Origin of the sequence: Qipengyuania benthica (assembly GCF_030717865.1) — a bacterium.
GTDB classification, from domain to species: Bacteria; Pseudomonadota; Alphaproteobacteria; order Sphingomonadales; family Sphingomonadaceae; genus Qipengyuania; species Qipengyuania benthica.
Map to the genome: position 1 here is coordinate 1 of NZ_JAVAIL010000004.1, position 17985 is coordinate 17985.

The 17985-nt window shown below is 62.0% G+C and carries 18 protein-coding genes; all 18 read left to right on the forward strand.

The genetic code is table 11. The features are described from left to right. The first annotated feature begins 92 nt into the window (after positions 1 to 92). The 18 genes from Q9K01_RS11975 to Q9K01_RS12060 are packed head-to-tail and all read left to right on the forward strand — an operon-like array spanning position 93 to position 17975. Positions 93 to 560, forward strand: a complete 468-nt coding sequence (locus Q9K01_RS11975; protein WP_340324273.1) for a TraE/TraK family type IV conjugative transfer system protein — start codon at positions 93 to 95, stop codon at positions 558 to 560. Then, a complete protein-coding gene (locus Q9K01_RS11980) occupies positions 557 to 1354 on the forward strand; it encodes a type-F conjugative transfer system secretin TraK (RefSeq protein WP_305930497.1) in 798 nt (265 codons plus the stop codon). The genes Q9K01_RS11975 and Q9K01_RS11980 overlap by 4 nt, the downstream gene beginning before the upstream one ends. 5 nt (positions 1355 to 1359) lie before the next feature. Continuing rightward, positions 1360 to 2646 (forward strand): TraB/VirB10 family protein, encoded by a 1287-nt coding sequence (locus tag Q9K01_RS11985; RefSeq protein ID WP_305930498.1) that lies wholly within the window; start codon positions 1360 to 1362, stop codon positions 2644 to 2646. 39 nt (positions 2647 to 2685) lie between these two features. Further along, on the forward strand, positions 2686 to 3534 hold the full coding sequence (locus tag Q9K01_RS11990) for a DsbC family protein (RefSeq protein WP_422785320.1): 849 nt from the start codon (positions 2686 to 2688) through the stop codon (positions 3532 to 3534). Further along, positions 3531 to 4184 carry a hypothetical protein gene (locus Q9K01_RS11995; protein WP_305930500.1) on the forward strand — a complete coding sequence of 218 codons (654 nt, stop codon included), beginning with the start codon at positions 3531 to 3533 and terminating at the stop codon, positions 4182 to 4184. Before Q9K01_RS11990 ends, Q9K01_RS11995 begins: the two co-directional genes overlap by 4 nt. Before the next feature lie 6 nt (positions 4185 to 4190). Beyond that, positions 4191 to 6746, forward strand: coding sequence for a type IV secretion system protein TraC (gene traC / locus Q9K01_RS12000; protein ID WP_419957075.1), 2556 nt, complete (start codon positions 4191 to 4193; stop codon positions 6744 to 6746). After that, entirely contained in the window at positions 6743 to 7087 is a 345-nt protein-coding gene (locus Q9K01_RS12005; RefSeq protein ID WP_119587721.1) for a hypothetical protein, read from the forward strand. Before traC ends, Q9K01_RS12005 begins: the two co-directional genes overlap by 4 nt. Continuing rightward, on the forward strand, positions 7080 to 7631 hold the full coding sequence (locus Q9K01_RS12010) for a TrbI F-type domain-containing protein (protein ID WP_179408783.1): 552 nt from the start codon (positions 7080 to 7082) through the stop codon (positions 7629 to 7631). The genes Q9K01_RS12005 and Q9K01_RS12010 overlap by 8 nt, the downstream gene beginning before the upstream one ends. Continuing rightward, positions 7618 to 8139, forward strand: a complete 522-nt coding sequence (locus Q9K01_RS12015; RefSeq protein ID WP_229735711.1) for a S26 family signal peptidase — start codon at positions 7618 to 7620, stop codon at positions 8137 to 8139. Before Q9K01_RS12010 ends, Q9K01_RS12015 begins: the two co-directional genes overlap by 14 nt. After that, complete coding sequence (traW, locus tag Q9K01_RS12020; RefSeq protein WP_229735712.1) at positions 8136 to 8792, forward strand: type-F conjugative transfer system protein TraW; 657 nt, start codon at positions 8136 to 8138, stop codon at positions 8790 to 8792. The genes Q9K01_RS12015 and traW overlap by 4 nt, the downstream gene beginning before the upstream one ends. A gap of 14 nt (positions 8793 to 8806) precedes the next feature. Continuing rightward, positions 8807 to 9061 carry a hypothetical protein gene (locus Q9K01_RS12025; protein WP_305930501.1) on the forward strand — a complete coding sequence of 85 codons (255 nt, stop codon included), beginning with the start codon at positions 8807 to 8809 and terminating at the stop codon, positions 9059 to 9061. Beyond that, a complete protein-coding gene (traU, locus tag Q9K01_RS12030; RefSeq protein WP_373285051.1) occupies positions 9024 to 10076 on the forward strand; it encodes a conjugal transfer pilus assembly protein TraU in 1053 nt (350 codons plus the stop codon). The genes Q9K01_RS12025 and traU overlap by 38 nt, the downstream gene beginning before the upstream one ends. A 14-nt stretch (positions 10077 to 10090) precedes the next feature. Next, positions 10091 to 10828, forward strand: a complete 738-nt coding sequence (gene trbC / locus Q9K01_RS12035; RefSeq protein WP_305930502.1) for a type-F conjugative transfer system pilin assembly protein TrbC — start codon at positions 10091 to 10093, stop codon at positions 10826 to 10828. After that, positions 10825 to 12564: a conjugal transfer protein TraN gene (locus Q9K01_RS12040; RefSeq protein ID WP_179408784.1), complete on the forward strand. Its 1740-nt coding sequence runs from the start codon at positions 10825 to 10827 to the stop codon at positions 12562 to 12564. The genes trbC and Q9K01_RS12040 overlap by 4 nt, the downstream gene beginning before the upstream one ends. A 1-nt stretch (position 12565) precedes the next feature. Beyond that, positions 12566 to 12943 (forward strand): hypothetical protein, encoded by a 378-nt coding sequence (locus Q9K01_RS12045; RefSeq protein WP_179408785.1) that lies wholly within the window; start codon positions 12566 to 12568, stop codon positions 12941 to 12943. Beyond that, positions 12940 to 13746 carry a conjugal transfer protein TraF gene (traF, locus tag Q9K01_RS12050; RefSeq protein WP_160729019.1) on the forward strand — a complete coding sequence of 269 codons (807 nt, stop codon included), beginning with the start codon at positions 12940 to 12942 and terminating at the stop codon, positions 13744 to 13746. The genes Q9K01_RS12045 and traF overlap by 4 nt, the downstream gene beginning before the upstream one ends. After that, a complete protein-coding gene (locus tag Q9K01_RS12055; protein ID WP_305930503.1) occupies positions 13746 to 15188 on the forward strand; it encodes a conjugal transfer protein TraH in 1443 nt (480 codons plus the stop codon). Before traF ends, Q9K01_RS12055 begins: the two co-directional genes overlap by 1 nt. Before the next feature lie 12 nt (positions 15189 to 15200). Then, entirely contained in the window at positions 15201 to 17975 is a 2775-nt protein-coding gene (locus Q9K01_RS12060) for a conjugal transfer protein TraG N-terminal domain-containing protein (RefSeq protein ID WP_179408787.1), read from the forward strand. The last annotated feature ends 10 nt before the right edge of the window (positions 17976 to 17985 follow it).

Here is a 17985-nt window from a genome sequence, read left to right on the forward strand (position 1 = left end):
AAGATCAACCCTCCAGACGAGGCCAACACTCATCAAACGAGCGACCAGTTCTGTGCCAAATGTTCTGACGACGGACAGGCATCCTTGTGGTTGTGATGTTCACGGCCGCCTCGACGCGCGATCGGGAGGTCGTCCTTCAGCCGATCCTCCCTAGCGAAATGACGCTAAGCTCCTCGTCGGTCACGCCCGAGTATCTCGAGGCGGTAACGCGCGACACCGCGCAGCTCGCGCTCAATCGCTCGCCTGAAACCCTCCAGTACTGGCTCGACGGGATCGTCGCGATCGCCGCGCCGGAATCGCGCGGCGCGCTCAAAGCCAAGCTGATGGAGATCATGGCCGAGCAGGAAGGCTCGCAGGTCACGCAGTTCGTTACCATCGACTGGATCAGGACCAACCCCGACGAACTCACGAGCCAGGTCGGCGGCGTCCTCCATACGATCGTCGGTTCGCGCGACGTCCGCCGCGAACACAAGGTCTTCGAGTTCCACTGGAAATATACCGGCGTCTCGCTCCGCCTGAAGGGCTTCGGCGTCGTCGTGAAAGAAGGAGAGGAAGAATGAACCCCGTCATTTCTTCGCTCATGATCGTCTCCGGCGGGCTGTTGGCCTCGCGCCTCGACTGCTACCTTACGCGCTTGAGCGGCGCGGCGCTTATCGCAGGCGCGTTCGTCATGTCGGCTGCGCCCGCACTCGCGCAGGAACACATTCTCGCCGTCGACAACGGCGAGGTACGTTGTCAGGCGTCGAAATCAGACCTTACCCGGATCGCGCTCAAGGACGATCAGTTCGTCGCCGTGTCGCGCGTCCAGAGCGGTATCGAGGCAGAGGACTTCTCGATTGTCCACGAACCCACGCGCGGCGACATCTATCTGTCGGTGCCGGGAGGCTACACCAAGCCGAACATTTCCTTCTTCGGCACAACGCAGAAGGGATACGTCTACAAGTTCGACTGTCAGGTGTCGGGTGACGGCGCGTTGCAGGTCTTCGTGGCCAACGCGGATATCGAGCATCCGCAGCCGCAGGCCGAAACGCTGCAAGCTGCTTCGCTCGCCGATCGTGCGGTGGGCCTCGTTCGGGCGATGTTCGAACAGCGTCCCGTGACGGGCTTCGAAATCAGCGACGCCGCTCGCGCGCCGGTGAACGTCGGCGACATCAAGGTCCAGCTGGTCAGCGAATATCGCAGCCCGACCATGACGGGCAAGGTTCTTCGGATCGAGAACACCGGAGCCGCTCCCATGACGCTGCAGGAAGAGCTCATCGCCGGCGACGGTGCGATCGCCGTCAGCATTTCAAACCGTGACCTCGCGAGTGGGCAGGCGACTGCCGTCTATGTCGTCGTCCCCACAGGAAGGTAACTGAGATGGATCTCCTGAAGCGCAAACCCAAGGATCTGGATGCCGCCGGATACGACGAGCACGATGAGCTCGACGAGAGGGGTTCGATCGCGGAGAACGACCAGACCCAGAAGCGTCAGAAGATGCTGATGTACGGGCTGGTGGGCGTCATCGCGATCGCGGGTTCGATGTACGTCCTCGATACCGACGATACCATCGAACAGGCGATGGACGACGGGACCGAGACCACGGTCTCGACCGACGCCCTCATGAACCGCCAGCGTGTCGACCAGGAATGGGTCGCCATGTACGAGGGCGAGATCAACTCCCAGGGGCAGCGGCTGAAGGGCGTCGAAGCGCAGGCCGGCCAGATGATGGAGCTTCAGTCGCAGGTCGAGAGCCTGCGCAACGAGAACGCCGCGATGGTCCGCGATGGCCAGCGTGTTCTGGAAGCATACGAGCGCGAGAACGAGCAGCTACGCCAGCAGGCGAGCCGCGGCAACGCCCGACCGAGTGCTCCGGGTCCGGTCGCCGCCGCACAGGCTTTGGGAGTCGCCCCCTCCTCATCGCCTGTCGCGGCGACGCCGCAGCCGCCGCGGCGCGCCAACGACGTGCAGATGGTCTCGTTCACGGCGAATGGCACGGGTTCGCGGATCGACGCTTCCAAGTCGCCCGCCATCTACACAGACTCTCCGAACTACTTGCCTCCCAACTCGATCGCGAAGGCGACGGTGGTCGTCGGGGTCGACGCCACCACGAATACGCGGAGCCAGAGCGATCCGCTCCCTGTCCTTCTGCGCATCACCGGACCAGCGCGCTCGGTCTACAGCGAGGGTCGCCTTCTCGCCACTCGCGTACAGGGCTGCATGGTGAACGGCGCGGCTTACGGGGATCTCTCCTCGGAAAAGGTCTACGTGAAGCTTCAGCGCATGACATGCGCGCAGCCTGGCGGCCGCTTCGCCGTATCGGAGGTGAAGGGCTTCATCGCCTTCGGCGGCAAGGTCGGTGTTCGCGGCCGGGTTGTCAGCCGCGAGGGGTCCCTGACGACTCAGGCCTTCCTCGCTGGTCTCGTCAGCAGCGCCGGCAGCGCCCTCAACGGCTCGTTCAATGCGCCCATCATCTCGGGGGGTCGCGAAGATCCGGATGCAAGTGAGGTCGGCCTGCGCGCTCTTGGCGGCGGTGCCGAACAGGCCGGCACGACCCTCTCCGAATATCTCATCGAGCGCGCGGAGCAATATCAGCCCGTCGTCGAGATGCCCACCGGCGCAAGTGTCGAGGTCGTGTTCCTCGACGGCACCTTCATCAGGAACTGAGAGGCAATCATGCTGAAGAATTTGACCCTCAAGCGGCTCATGCACGACGATCATAAAGCCGGTCTCGTCCGGACTGTTCAAGCAGTCGGGATCCTTGGCGCGGGAGGCGTTCTTGCCCTTGGAGCCCAGGCTCTTGCGCAGAGTTCCTCGGACGCCGCCGTGCAACAGGCCCTCGCCGAACGCCTGCCCAAGACCGAGATCACAGCGATCGACTGCGAGAAGATCGAGGGCGTATGCGAGGTGCAGGCTCGGCAGAACCTCTTCTACATCGATCACGGCGCTCGCTATCTCATTATCGGCCGCGTCTACGACATGGAGACCAAGCAGGATCTGACGGCGGCGCGGCTGCTCGAGATGAACCCCGACATGCTGATCGGGGGAGGGGGCGGAGAGTCGGCCTCGCCTGGCGTCGACATGCAAGCGCCCGCCGCAGGCGATGCCACGGGCGGCTCGATCGACGATCAGATCGACCCTCGCGCATTGGCTGCGTTGCCGCAGAACGGCGCGGTCGTGATGGGCCGGGGGACAAAGACGGTCACCGTCTTCAGCGACTTCCGCTGTGGCTATTGCAAGCGGCTTCACGAGACCCTCGAGACGCTCAACGTGAAGGTCGTCGAGCGCCCAATCTCGGTGCTCGGCACACGCCCGATTTCCGAAGCCGTGATCTGCTCTCCCGACAAGCGCCGGGCCGTGAATCAGGCGTATGATGGCGGGTCGATTACCACCGGATCGGAATGCGACACGTCGGGGCTCGATGCCAACGAAGCTTTCGCGCGCCGGCATGGCTTCAATGGAACCCCCGTAATCGTCCGCGAGGATGGTGCCGTCGTTCACGGCTACCGCCCCCGCGAATTCCTCGAAAGCTGGATCCAAGGGAGTGCATCGTGAACAGCAAAGCCATTCTCGCCATCGCCGCGCTTGGCGGCGCGCTCTCGGCCTGCACCACACTGGGCACCAATGTGAGCGGCAGTTTCCGGTGCGATGCTCCCGACGGTGTGTGCGCCCCCTCCACCGTGATCGACGACAACGCGATATCGCGGATCGAGGAAACGAGCTCCACCGATCTGCTCAATCCCGCCGGTCCCTACCAGATGGATGACGGGATCGATGCTCCGGTCCACAACACCGTTCTCGCGTCCGTTCCCATGACGGCGACCAGTGCCCCCAGTTACGAGCTTGCCGTTGTCTTTCCGGGCTACACCGATGCGACGGGCATGATCCACGCACGGCGGACCGTCAGGACCGAGGCCGTCTTGCCTGGTCGCGGCGATGCGATGGAGGCGATGGCGATGCGCGGGCGCCATCCGACGCGCAACCAGGGGCTGCTTGCCGCTGCGGAGAGTGCCCCGCCGTTCCTCGCGATCACCCCCGATATCCTCCCGCCCGCGGCTGATCCTACGGCAAAGCCGCCGGAAGTCGCCGTCGCGACAGGGACCGATCCCATCGCGGCGATCGAGGCGCAGGTATCCGAACGCCTTGCAGGCCAGCAGGCGAAGCCGCGGCGGCAGGCCGCATCGTTTCCCGGCGTGGTGGAGTGAAGCGCGATGATGAGAGCATTCAGCAACATCGTGGACCTGGTGGTCGGCGACAGCCGGAAACCCGAGCAGAAGTCGAACCCGCCGCAGGTGCCGATGCTGTCGCATTACCTTGGCTATCGCTCCTACGACGAAGACAAGCGGGTCTTCCACCAGGTCCGCTCGAAAGGCTTCATCCTCGAGCTTGCGCCGCTGGTCGGGGCCAATGATCGCGTCAACGACATCATAAGCTCGCTGTTCTCCGATATCCTCCTGCCCGGGACCAAATTCAGCGTAACCAATTATTCCTCTCCGCGCGTCGCGGAGAAGCTGCAGGACTGGGCGCTACCGCGCTTCAGCGCCTCGGGCGTCTTCCAGACCCTTGCCCGACATCGTCTCGACAAGCTCCGCAACGGCGCGTGGTCGACTCTCGCGAGCGACGGCCCCTTCTTCGTCCGCAATTACCGTGTCGTCATGTCGGTCGGCGTCAGTCAAGGCTCCGGGTTGACGACCGATGATCTGGTGACGATGCGCGACGGAACCATTTCGGCGCTGGAATCGATCGACGTTCCAATCAAGCAATTCGAGCCCACCGATCTGATCCGCTTTTTCGACGAGATCCTGGCTCCATCGACCGGAGCTGGAGACGAGGTTCCGGGGTACAACCGGTTCGACCCAATCAACGAACAATGCGTCCGCCGCGATCTCGTCACCCATGTCGAGAAAGATCGCCTTATCCTTCATGCGCAGTCGCTCCGCCCAACGGGTGCCTCTGTCGAGGGCGTGCCGGAGATGAAGGATTTCGTTCCCGAGCGCTTCGACATCCGGACGATGGCGGTACGCAATTTCCCCGATCGCTGGGCTCCGTGGGACACGCAGAAGATCATCGGCGATATCTTCAATCCCAAGCTGAACTTGCCATGCCCGGTCCTCCAGACCGTGTGCGGGGTCATCCCCGGGCAGGAGTCTTCGGAAAGCAAGGCGGGATACAAGTTCGCGCGCACGAGCTCGCTGGCGGAGGGAAAGGGCGTCAAGCTCGTCCCGAAGCTTCGCACAGAGGCCGCCGAATGGCAGTTCGTCCAAGACCGTGTGAAGCAGGGCGAAAAGCTGGTCTCATGCTATTATGCGGTTTCGATCCTTGCGCCCAAGGGACGTGGCGAGCCCTGCGAGCGAACGCTCAAGGCGCTCTACAAGGCGAGCGGGTGGGACCTGATCGACGAGACCCATATCCAGCTGCCCGCCTTCATGGCCCATTTCCCGCTCATGCTCGCGGACGGACTCGATTCCGATTACAAGCGCATGAAGCGGCTGCGCACCATGCGCTCCACGAACGTCGCGGCCATCGCACCGATCCAGGGTGAATATGTAGGCGGCAACATTCCGCATCTGCTGTTCATCGGGCGCCGGGGACAACCGCAATTCTGGTCGCCGTTCCAGAACGGTGCCGGCAACCACAACGTGGCGATCGCGGGCAAGTCGGGTTCGGGGAAATCGGTCCTCCTTCAGGATCTGACGGCGAGCTTCGCCGGCGTCGGCGCGAAGACGATCGTGATCGATGACGGTCGCAGTTTCGAGCACATGGCGAAGGCGCTCGGCGGCACCTTTACCGAATTCAAGCTCTCTTCGGGCATTTCGATCAACCCCTTCCGGATGATCGACCAAGAGCTGGCCCAAGGCGACGATGACTATCTGGTCGACTGCCTCGCCATGTTGAAGTCGATCATTTCGCAGATGGCGCGGAACGAGACCCGACTGAACGACACCGAGCGGGGGCTCATCGACCAGGCCGTCAACGCCGTCTGGGAAGCAGAGGGTCGCGATGGAACGGTGGACCACATCATCGAGGCGCTAAAGCAGCCCGAACATCCCTTCGCCTACGATCTTGCGACCTCGCTGCTGCCGTTCGCCTCGACCGGGACATTCGGTCGCTTCTTCCTCGGCGATGCCAATCTGGACCTGTCAGCCGACCTCACCGTCTTCGAGCTTTCCGATCTGGCGACGCGCGAGGAGTTGCGCGGCGTGGTGCTGACATCCGTGATGTTCATTGCCTCTCAGGTGATGCGCCGGATGGACCGCTCGATCCCCAAACCACTCATCATCGATGAAGCCTGGCAGATGCTGAAGGGCGGGGCGATGGCAGACTTCGTCGAGACTTATTCGCGCACCTGCCGCAAATATGGCGGTTCGCTCATCACGGCGACGCAATCGATCCACGATTACTACAAGTCGGAGGGGTCGCGCGCCGCGCTCGAGAACTCCGACTGGTTCCTCATCCTTCAGCAGAAGGGCGAGACGATCTCCGACTTTCGCAATTCGGATCGCTTCGAGATGGACAACATGACCGAGGCGCTCTTGCGGTCCTTGAAGCGCAACGGCGCGGACTACTCGGACGTGTTCATTCGGGGGCCCGACACCGAGAGCATCGGGCGGCTCGTCCTCGATCGGTATTCGGCAGCGCTCTATTCCTCGAGCCCCGACGTCTTCGCCGACATCGAGGATTACGTCCACCTTGGCTTCCCGATGCACGATGCGATCGAGGCAGTAGCCTTTCCCGAAAGCCATCATATGCTGGAGGCCGCGGAATGAACGCGTTTGCACACGCCGGATCCCCGCACACCCGGATCGCACGCGGCCAAGACGCAATGGCCGTTGCGCTCCGCCTGATCGGGTGGTTCGCCACGACGGGCCTCGCGACCCTTGGCGTCGCGACCTTGTTCTTCGTCCTCCTCGGCAGCTTCACCCTTTCTGGGACGATGCTTCAGCTGGACAATTTGACCGCGCGCTTCCTCGCGGCCGACGCGGCTCGACAGGCGCAATTCCAAACGATCGTATTCACGGTCCTCGGCGGCACCTGGGTTCTCATCGCTTTCTTTCGCCGCGCGAGCCTTCGCTCCGTTTTCGAAGTCGCTGGAGGTGACAATGACTGATCTGTTCGAGAATGCCGATCGTGCGGCGACCGGCGAAGTTCGCAGGCCCAAGACAGTGGCTGCCAAACGCGCTTTCGCGGGTCTTTCACCCCGGGAGATCGCGCTGCTCGCTGCCGCCGCCGCCATCTTCATCTGGGGAGCCTGGGTCACCAAGAACCTCGTCTCTGAAGATGGGGGACGCCAGGAGTTCGTGCAGCTTCAGCTGCAAGGCATCATCGGCGAATATCTGCAGGCCCAGGCGCGATCGAGTTCCGACGAACAGACCGCCGCCCAGGAAACGGCCGTTTTCATGGCTACACTCGATCGGACCGTCGCCGGCCTGTCGAAGAGCGGGAAGGTCGTTCTCGTGCACGAGGCTGTGATCGGCGGCGAGGTTCCGGATGTCACCCAGAGCGTAAAGGCGGCTGTCTACGCGAAGGTGCCGCGCCCGCAAATCGCCCAGGCTTCGATCGACATGCAACAAACGCAAGACGCGCGTGTCGAGCAGGAAATGCAGGCGTTCATGGCCGCGAACGGGGGAGGGCAGGGCGGTGTTCAACAATAGAGCCAAGCGGCTGTCGACCAAGGGCAAGCTACTCGCGATCGCCGCGCTTTTCGGCGTCGGAACGGCGGTGACGTCCCTGCAGCAATGGAGCGAGACCCATGCCTTCATGATTAACGCAACGGATTCGCTGCCGAACTGGGCGTTCCTTGTCGAAAGTGGCCGCTTTCCCGACCGCGGGGATTACGTGATATTCCACCCGGGCCATGATCCGGTCACCCAGAAGTATTTCGGCGAAGAGCCTGGCGCCTTCGCCAAGATCGCCTTCGGTCTGCCCGGCGATTTCGTGACCCGCGAAGGCCGCGACGTGCTGGTCAATGGCGAGCGCATCGCATCGATCAAGCCGCTCACCAAACGGGGCGATCCCCTGACCGAAGGTCCTCTCGGCGTCGTTCCGGAAGGCTGCGTGTTCGCGGCCACTCACCACAAGGATGGCTTCGACAGCCGCTATTCGCACATCGGCTTCGTGTGCCGCGACCGCCTCGTTGGAACGGGAGTGGCGATCCTGTGAGGTATCGTCTCGTCATCCTCTCATGCGCCGCCGTCACCGCGGCTGCGACGGCGCCGTCGATGCCGACTGCGCAGGCGCAGGCGCAGGATCATGGCCAGATGGGTCAGACCTGGCCCGTCATCGAGCCCGACCTCCTGTCCGTCATCAAGGCGCGTCTCGATCATGCGCAGGCGACCGGCAAGCTCGACGAGATGAACCAGCAGTTCGCCGCGAAAGTGAAGGATCGCGTCATGCGTCCGGTTCCCGTTCCGGGAATGGCGCGTGCCGAAGAGACGCGTTCGTGGGAATTCGATCCCGCGATCGTGGTCGAGAACGACATTCGCGACCACCAAGGCAATCTGATCGCGGCGCGTGGTCAGCGGGTCAATCCGCTAACGACTTCGGGGCTATCCAAGAAGCTCGTCTTCGTGGACGGCGACGATCCCGCCGAGGTTGAATGGGCGCTCGGGCACGGACCCGATGAACGCGCCAAGATCATTTTCGTCGACGGTTCGCCCTTCGAATCCATGAAAACTCACCAGCGTCGGTTCTACTTCGACCAGGAGGGCAAGCTCACCAGTCATTTCGGCATCACCCGCACGCCCGCGCTCGTCGAGGCAAAGGGCGATCTCCTGCTGGTTACCGAAAAAGCTATCCCCCGGAGGCAATCGTGACGTCCTGGCGCGATATGATCCCGGTTCCGCTGGCCGCTCCGGAAACCAAGGAGCTGCGGGCTGCGCGCTTCCGCGTCATCGCAGCCTGCCTGGTTCTCGCGGTCGCACTTCTGTTCCTTGGCGAGCTTCGCCAGCTGATCGGGTCCGCCGCTCTCCCGAGCCTGGCCGCGGCCTTCACCTTCATGGCCGTTCAGGGCTGGGCATGGGCCAGGCTGAAGAACGCCGCGGACGATGCCTGGCTCTTCAGGGAGACCGACGATGTTGCGTAGGTGGCTTACCGTTGTTGCGGCGCTTGCCGCCCTTGCTCTTGTCGCGCCGGCGTCCGCCCAAGGACTGCCCTCCGGTCCGGGGCGTTGTTCCGGATCGTTTGTCAATCCGATCACGGATGTGTGCTGGGGCTGCATGTTTCCACTTTCGCTCGGATCGCTCAAGATCTGGCCATCCTCGCGCGCCGATACCAAGAATCCGGATCTGCCGATCTGCGCGTGCGGAACGCCCGTGCCGCGCGTCGGGCTTGCGATGGGATTCTGGGAACCCGTGCGCCTTGTCGATGTCTCGACAAAACCGTGGTGCTTTCCAAATCTCGGAGGCATCAAGCTCGACCCTGGCTTCCCGATCGGTAACGGCTATGCGTCGAACTCTTCGCAGATCGGAGGACAATCGCAGAACACCGCCAAATATCACGTTCATTATTACATCTATCCGCTTCTCTATTGGCTGGAGGTCGTAACCGACTTCCTGTGCCTTGAGGCGAGCTCCTTCGACATTGCCTATATGAGCGAGATCGATCCGCTCTGGCAGGACGACGAGCTGACGACGCTGTTAAACCCGGAAGCGGCGCTCTTCACCTCGCCGATCGCGCAGGCCGCGTGTTCGGCCGACTGCATCGCCTCGACCGCCAAACTGCCGATCGACGAGCTGTTCTGGTGTTCGGGTTGCCAAGGGCCGATGTATCCGATGAACGGCAATATCGGAGCCAATGTCGGAATCAAGCAGTCGGCGCGGCTCGCGGCCGAGAGAATGATCTACAAGATGCATCGTCAGGGCCTCGCCTGGGGAACCAGCGGCTCGAAGGCCCTTTGCTCCAAATACATCATGCCGATCCTCAAGAAGAGCCAGTATCGGCTTCAGCAGGTCAACCCCACGCCGATGGTCAGCGGACGCGAAAGCTGCTCGCCGATCGGGGCGACAACCATCCTGCCCAAATCCGGACAGGTTTACCCGGTCAAGGGAGAGGACGTCGGCTTCCTCCTTTGGCGTAAACGCAATTGCTGCGTGCTGTAGGACGGAGGCTCGCCGTGAACCGAAAAATCGCTATGTCGCTCACCGGCTTCAGCCTCATCGGCTGTGTAACGGCGGTCTTCGCGCAGAGCGCTGACGGGTTCGACCCCCAAGCTATCGAGGCGCGCGCGGGAGAGTTCCAAGAGGATGCCCAGGCACTCTTCGACTACGTGACCTCCAATGGCGAGGAACATCAGGAAGAGGCGCAGACGATCGTCAATGAGGGTTACGCTTCGATCGAAGGTCTCGATGTGTCCGATATTGCGGGCGGTGACGGGCCTTTCGACTTCGACGAAATGGTCGCCGGCGCGAAAGCGGGCATGGCCAATCCCGAAGGTGCTCCACTGTTCATCGCATTCGCGAGCCTTTCGATGCCCGAGGAATCTCTCGCGAAGATGATCGAGGACACGACCAAAGCTGGTGGCGTCGTCGTGTTCCGTGGCTTCTCGGCCGGAAACCCGCAGGCGTTCATCACCGGCATCCGCAATGTTGTGGACCAGGCTGGCGCGAGCAACGTCGCGATCGATCCGCGGCTGTTCCGGTCGTTTCGGGTCGACCGGGTACCGACCTACGTCGCGCTTTCGAGCGATTTCGAACCCTGCGACCAGCTCGACTGCGTGACCACGCCGCCTCCGCACGACCGGATCGCCGGCAACGTCAGCGTTGGCTACGTGCTAGAGACCTTCTCGAACGCCAACGGCCCCGGCTCGCCGGTCTCGCGGGTTGCGCTCGCCAACTACAGGTCTGCGCGGTGAACATCCGCGGCCTCGTTCTTGCTTGTGCCGTTCTCGTTGCGACGGGTCAGCTCGCCCATGCCCAGATGACTTCGGCCGATGCGCGCGCAGAGGGCGAGGCGATCGGGGAGGGCGTCCGCGATGCCACCAACGGGTCCATCCTCGCCGATGGTGCGCAAGCGAACGTCCCGACATACGGAGGGACCGATTTTCCATCGCTCGAGTATGCTGACGATGCGGTCGGCCTGACGACGGCCGGCGAAGCGCAGCGCTATCAGCAGGACTATCGCATCGTCGTAGATCCATACCGCAAGGTCGTCGATCCTGCGACGATCGATCTCTCCGCGGCATCCGCCATCGAAAGCGATCCCGACGCCTATCTTGGTCCCGGCGCTAGCCCGGGTGGATCGAGCGGTTCATGCAATCCACTGCCTCCCGGGGGCGGTGGCTCGACCACCTATCTCGAGAGTTGCAACCAGGGCTCGCAGCCTTTCGACGAAGCGCGGACGTGCAGGGCTCTCCTGACAATTCAGACACAGGGTTCCCGGTATTGGGAGTACACCTGCGATGAGGGGTTCGACAGGGATGTCAATCTAGGCGCGCGGCAATGCGCCGCCATTCAAGGCCAGCTCGATGCCGGCGGTTGTCAGGAGATCAACCGGGTCCGGATAGGCCAAGGGTGCCTTCAGTGGTACGACAATGGACGCACTCGCTACTGCTCCGAACCCGGCGACCCAATTTACCGTCTGACCTATTCTTGCCCCGCGCAAACTGCGGTCTCCGGCGGCATTGAGCGGAACACGATTTCGATTGTCAGCGAGTCCGTCGACGAAACACAATGCGAAGCCACGATCGGTGGAGCGACGTGCTCGCTCCAAGGCGAGACCTGCACGGCTCCCAGCGAGACGCGCGTCATCAATGGCTTGCCCGTAACCCGCCCGTGCTGGGAGTGGAGCCGCACGTATCAGTGCCAGGGTTTGCTTCCGGCGAACGACTGTGCTGCGCTCGAGGCACGTCCGGAATGCTCGCTCAGCCATGACGAATGTCTGAGCTACGACGCCGATGGCATCACCTGCAACGTCTATGATCGCTGGTTCCAGTGCACGACACCGGACACGGGCGCGCCTCCGCCGCCTGCCTACGTCTGTGCTGGCGACCTCTACTGCATCGACGGCGAATGCACGAGTGTCACGCGCGAGGCGTCGACCGAGTTCAAGGACGCAATGGTCGCCATGAACGTCCTGGGCGAACTCAGGGACGAGTTCGACCCGAACCAGCTCAAGATCTTCAGCGGCGAGAACCTCAAATGCACGAAGAAGGTGTTCGGGCTGTCCAATTGCTGCAGCGGGAAGGGCGTTCCCCTTCTCACGCCGTGGCTCTGCAACAGCCAGGACCGGGACGTCGACAAGAAGGATGACGCCGGGCTCTGCCATTATGTCGGCACCTACTGCTCGGACAAGATCCTCGGCGTCTGCGTGACGCGCAAGCAATCCTACTGCTGCTACGGGAGCAAGCTGGTCCGCATCCTCAACGAGCAAGGCAAGGCTCAGCTAGGGATGCGATGGGGCAAGGCCAAGGAGCCCGACTGCGAGGGTTTCCTCATTGCCCAGTTCCAGCAGCTCGACCTCAGCCGGATGGATTTCCGCGAGGTTTACGCTGAGTTCGTCGATGCGGCCAAGCTGCCCGACGAGATCGAAATGTCGCTCCAGATCCAGACCAAGATTGAAGACTACTACACTCTGAATGGAGGGACTTGAAGTGTCGGGCGGCGAAGTCATTGCGTTTCAGAAAGGGGATCCGTTCCCAGCTGCCGAGGTGCTCGATCTCGCAATCAGCGTCGCGATCGGACGCAACCTTGCTGCCAGCGAGGAGGAGATGTTCTCGCGCATCCACGACTGGTTCCTGCGGCCAGCATCAAGGGCGGAGCTCGTGGCCGCTATCGGCCGATTGCTCGAACGCGGTTGGATCTCCCGGGCGGGCGAGAGCGCCTTCGATTTCTGCCTCACCGACGCCGGCATCGACGGCGCGACGACCCTGTCCGGCGGAATGATCCGGATGATCGACCGTGGTCGGGGTCACCTCAAGACCGCCTTCCTCCTGCAGATGCTCGACCTCGACAAAGGGAAACGCTCATGAACAAGCTCGCTTTGCTCAGCCTTGCGGCAGTAGTCGCCGCAGCCACGGCCCCCAGTTTGGCGCAGACGGCGGACACGGCGTCCCAGCGCGATGCCTTCTACTGCCACGAGCGCAAGCTCGGGTCGTGGTTCTACTGCAATTCCGAGAAGGTGAAGCGCGAGGCGAAGGAGAGGGAGCAACAGCCCGCCCAAACCGTACCCGCCGTGGAGCGAATGGCGGCGATCACCAAGCAGCTCGACGAACTCAAGGCGCTCGCGATCCTCGAACCGACCTCCGAGAACATCGTCAACTACATCCGCTTTCAGCGTGAGCAGCTCGATCGTGCGTCGACCTTCGCCGATACGTGGAGCAGGTCGATCTGGCAGAACCCCGAGCTCGACTACACACTCGAACGGCCAGTGGGCACCTTGGCCAAGCAGACCTGGCTCACGGACCGCCGCGACCAGCGCGAGGGATCGATGCAGGCGCTCACGCAGCGCTACGGCGTCTTCTACTTCTACTCTTCGAGCTGCTCGGCGTGCCGGACGTTCTCGCCGGTCATGCGCGCGTTGTCCGACAACTACGGCCTCGAAGTGCTGGCTGTATCAATGGACGGTGGTCCGAATGAGCTCTTCCCGAATTACGTGATCGACAGCGGACAGTACCAGCGAATGGGTCTTCAGGGAGGCACCGTGCCGGCGATCGTCCTGTTCGACACGCAAACCAAGCAGCCGATCCCGATCGGCTACGGCGTCATGGCGGCCGACGAAGTCATGCAGCGCATCTTCTACCTCACGCAGATCGAGCCAGGGAGCGATTACTGATGTCTACTCGGACGAGAGGCGGCATCGCCGCCCGTTTCGCAAAACGCGCCGGTGTCGCTCTCTTCGCGGTGGCGACGACAGGCATGGCCGCTGCGCCGGTCAGCGCGCAGGTTGGGGCCGAGCTCAACGATTTCTTCAACGACATGGGTGCGGCGGCCAACGCGACCGGGCCGACCGCCTATCAGGGCCAATCCGCGGGCTATTATTCGGGTGGGAACATCTGGACACGGTTTCCGCAGAAGAGCGTGAACCCGGTCAATCTGCAACTGCCCTCGATCAAGGCGGGTTGCGGCGGCATCGACGTCTTCTCGGGCAGCTTCTCCTTCATCAACACCGACGAGATCGTCGCGATGATGAAGGCGACCGCCAACAATGCGCTCGGCTTCGCCTTCCAGCTCGCCATCAAGTCGATCAGCCCGCAGATCGCCTCGACGATCGAAGAGATGGCGCAGAAGGCTCAGCAGATGAACCAGTTCAACATGAACAGCTGCGAAACCGCTCAAAATCTCGTCGGCGGTTTGTGGGGAAAGTCGGACCGCATGTCGTCGGAGATCTGCAAGTCGATCGGCAACAGCCAGGGGCTCTTTTCGGACTGGGCGAAAGGCCGTCACGAATGCGGGACCGGCGGTCAGCGGGAGTCGACGATCGCTGCGAACAGCGATCCGAACATTCCGTCGGAAAGCTACAACTTCACGTGGGATATGCTGAAGCAGAGCTATCCGAGCTTCTCTCCCCAATTCCGCGAGTACCTCATGACGTTCGTGGGGACCGTCATCTATTATCAGGATGGCGATGGGAGCGGAAAGCGCGGCTACCAGTTCTTCGGGCAAGGCGATCGCGCGCTCCTGACGGCGCTTCTCGACGGCACGAACTCGGTCACGATGCTGAAGTGCGATACGATCGACAAGTGTCTCAATCCGACGACTCAGACCATGTCGGTCGACCAGGCGCAGGCATTGAAGCCTCGCGTCCGTGCGATGATCGAGAGCATGAATGCCAAGATCCGGTCGAACACCGCGCTGACGTCGGACGAGATCGGACTGCTCGGCGCGACCACGATCCCGCTATACAAGATCATTTCGGTCAACGCGGCGGCGACGCTTGGCGGAATGACAGCCAATGACATGAACGATCTGGCCGAGATTGTGTCGATGGATCTGCTCGATGCGCTTGCGCAGCAATATTACGGCTACGCATCGCGGGGAGTCGGGACGTTCCAGAACGCGAACGAGGAAGCGCTGTCGCAATGGCGTGACCAGATCGTCTCCGTGCGCCACGTCCTCGATGGATATTCCCAAGGCATGAACCTGCGCCTCGATCGAACGCAGCACGTCATCCAGCGCGCGGTCTTCCTGGAGGGCACGCTGCGCAACAATCTCTCCCCGCAGATGTCGGCGGCGCTGTCCTTCAGCACGTCGCTGTCGAACCAAGGCGTCCAGTAAGGATCAGGGACCATGATGGAGATCTTCACGATTGGGGGCGGGGAATACATCGTCAACGTCCTCAACGCGGTCTCCGCATGGACGGGGGGAGGGGGCTTCCGTTCGCTTCTCCGGGTCGTGATGGTGATGGGTTTCATATACACGCTTCTGATCGTCGCCTTCAGTTTGAACTGGCGCGCCTGGCTCAACTGGTTCCTGGGTGCGACACTCATTTACGGGGCACTCATCGTTCCGACGACCACCGTGCAGGTCACCGATCGCCTCAATCCCAGTCTGGCACCCTCGACGGTCGGCAACGTCCCGGTTGGTCTGGCCCTCATCGCGTCGGTCAGCTCGACTGCCGGCGACTGGTTGACGCGCACGGCCGAGACCGTCTTCACGATGCCTGGCACCCTGCAGATGTCGAACAACGGTATGATCTATGGAGCGAGGCTCTGGGATCGCACCCGGGACTTCCAGATCCGCGACCCCCGCATCAGCGCCAATCTCGAGGAGTATTTCAAGCAGTGCCTCTTCTATGACATCTTGCTCGGCCATGCGTCTTTCGACACGATCGCGAACTCGAACGACATCCTGACCGATATGGGCCCCGGCTCGCCGGCGCGAGGTATGAAGTGGATCCCTGCCACGGGCACCCCGACGATCGTGACTTGCCAGGCAGGATACACGAGCCTTCAGAGCGGAATTGTCACCTATACCGATGCGCAGCTCGAGGAGGAGGGCCGCAAGCTCTTTCCAGGCCTCACGCCCGCGGCTGCTCGCGCCAAACTGATCGCCGACCTCCCAGTCATCGCCAATCAGTTCCACGGTAGCAGTCAGACCGCGCAACAGATTTTCCATCAACGCTCGCTGGTGAGTGCCTTCCTCGAAGCGCGCGCCAATCTCGGTGCGGCTGATGGCGATACATTCGCCATGCTCCGCGCCGAGGAACAGGCGCGCAACACCTACACGTCGATCACACAGCAAGCGATGACGTGGGTCCCGCTTCTCAACATCGTGCTGACCGTCGTCTTCTATGCGATGTTCCCGGTCCTCTTTCCGCTCTTCCTTCTTCCGCGCACAGGGGTGACCGCGCTGAAAGGTTATTTCACCGGCTTCTTCTATCTGGCCGCATGGGGCCCACTCTATGTGGTCTTGCACATGTTCATCATGGATCGCGCGTCGGACTCGTTGAATGCGACCGCGCCGGGCGGCATCACGATGGCAGGCATGGCCGGTATCGATGCTGTCAACGCCGATACCGCGACGATTGCAGGCTTCCTGATGATGTCGATTCCGTTCCTTGCTGCCGGCATGGCGCGGGGAGCGATGGCCGTATCATCGCAAGCGACGTCGATGCTCGCGCCAGCACAGGCTGCAGCGGAAGCGGCGGCTGTCGAGCGAACGACCGGTAACTATTCCTACGGGAACGAGAGCTACATGAACCTGTCGAGCTCCAACCGGCAAGCCAACCAGTGGAACACCGCGCCTTCGTTCACGGGTGGAGCCGCGGTCCAGTCGATGGTGAATTCGAACGGAACGTTCACCAAAACAATGGCCGATGGTTCGTCGGTCTTCGACACCTCTCCGGGTATGAGCCGCCTTGCGTTCGGCTCGTCGCTCAGTTCTTTCAACAACGCGGAAAGGCAGCAGACGCTTTCGGAGCTGGAGACGGCGCGAAATACATTGACCCAGGAACGTTCGCGCGCAGTTTCTTTTCTTGATCGCACCTCGACCAGGCAAACCAGTGGTGTTCGAAATTCGAGTGGGTCGGAGAGTTCGGCCGGTTATCGTTCTGGCGAGAATATTCAGCGCTTCGATAACCAGTCGGTGGATGCCCGAGACGGCGTCAACGAAAGTGAACGCATCACGACCACTTCCGGGAAGCAGCAGACGCAAACCGATAGGCTGGAAACTAGCCGGGGAGGAAGTATCGGCGTCGGCGCCGGTGGTGGCCGAGGCGGTAGCAATCAACGTGGAGGCGGTGGGCGACCCGGTATCAGCGGCGGAGTACAGGCAGGAGTTTCGGGCCAGGGCGTCTATGTGGACAGTGTCGATCGCGGAGGTCGTCGCGATCAGTCGAATGGCTTCGACTCATCGACATCGGACAACCGCTCGAACGGATCGAATGTTACGCAGGACAGCGGCACATATTCGCAGAGCGGCAGTTTTAACCGAAGCGAAGCATACACCGACAACTCCCATTCTCGTGAGCAGGCGCTCGAACAGATCCGAAGGATTGATGGGCGCATTGCGGAGATCGATGAAACTGCGCTTTCTCTTAGCAGTAACACATCCACGCGGGATGGCGTCGGCGCGATCGTGAACTTCGACATGAGCCAGATCGTGGCAGGTCGTTATCAGGAGAAAGCCGCTGAAATGGGCATTACGGCGCCCAGTCTTGCCCGCACAGACTACTCCCCTCAGGAACAGGCTGCTTACGATCTGGTGGCCCGCGAAATCATCTCCGATTATTACGATCAGCGCGTCGCCCCGTATAAGGATTTGATCCCCCAGAGTGGGTCAATCATCGGAAATGTTTCTGTTCCTGGGGAATTTTCCGAAGCCGACCTTCGTGGGTCCGCGCCGCGTCGTTCACATGGGGGAGCGCGCAACTTGGCAAGTGGCTCGTCCGACGGTTCGATTGGCAAGAGAATCGACGACGGAGGCACCTCGCTAGGACAGCGGCTCGATGCGAATACCCAGCGATATGGTCAGCGCCGACGTGAATTTGATGAGGATCAGAGATCGCCCGATGGATCGGAGGAACGCTTTGACCGGAGATTCTATGATCGGGATCAAAGATGAAACCGAGCCT

What these genes read in the sequence shown, in the direction of transcription:
- Q9K01_RS11980 (WP_305930497.1), top strand. Translation starts at nt 557, where the DNA reads ATGAACCCCGTCATTTCTTCGCTCATGATCGTCTCCGGCGGGCTGTTG.
- Q9K01_RS11985 (WP_305930498.1), top strand. Translation starts at nt 1,360, where the DNA reads ATGGATCTCCTGAAGCGCAAACCCAAGGATCTGGATGCCGCCGGATAC.
- Q9K01_RS11990 (WP_422785320.1), top strand. Translation starts at nt 2,686, where the DNA reads ATGCACGACGATCATAAAGCCGGTCTCGTCCGGACTGTTCAAGCAGTC.
- traC (WP_419957075.1), top strand. Translation starts at nt 4,191, where the DNA reads ATGATGAGAGCATTCAGCAACATCGTGGACCTGGTGGTCGGCGACAGC.
- Q9K01_RS12005 (WP_119587721.1), top strand. Translation starts at nt 6,743, where the DNA reads ATGAACGCGTTTGCACACGCCGGATCCCCGCACACCCGGATCGCACGC.
- Q9K01_RS12010 (WP_179408783.1), top strand. Translation starts at nt 7,080, where the DNA reads ATGACTGATCTGTTCGAGAATGCCGATCGTGCGGCGACCGGCGAAGTT.
- Q9K01_RS12025 (WP_305930501.1), top strand. Translation starts at nt 8,807, where the DNA reads ATGATCCCGGTTCCGCTGGCCGCTCCGGAAACCAAGGAGCTGCGGGCT.
- traU (WP_373285051.1), top strand. Translation starts at nt 9,024, where the DNA reads ATGCCTGGCTCTTCAGGGAGACCGACGATGTTGCGTAGGTGGCTTACC.
- traF (WP_160729019.1), top strand. Translation starts at nt 12,940, where the DNA reads ATGAACAAGCTCGCTTTGCTCAGCCTTGCGGCAGTAGTCGCCGCAGCC.
- Q9K01_RS12055 (WP_305930503.1), top strand. Translation starts at nt 13,746, where the DNA reads ATGTCTACTCGGACGAGAGGCGGCATCGCCGCCCGTTTCGCAAAACGC.
- Q9K01_RS12060 (WP_179408787.1), top strand. Translation starts at nt 15,201, where the DNA reads ATGATGGAGATCTTCACGATTGGGGGCGGGGAATACATCGTCAACGTC.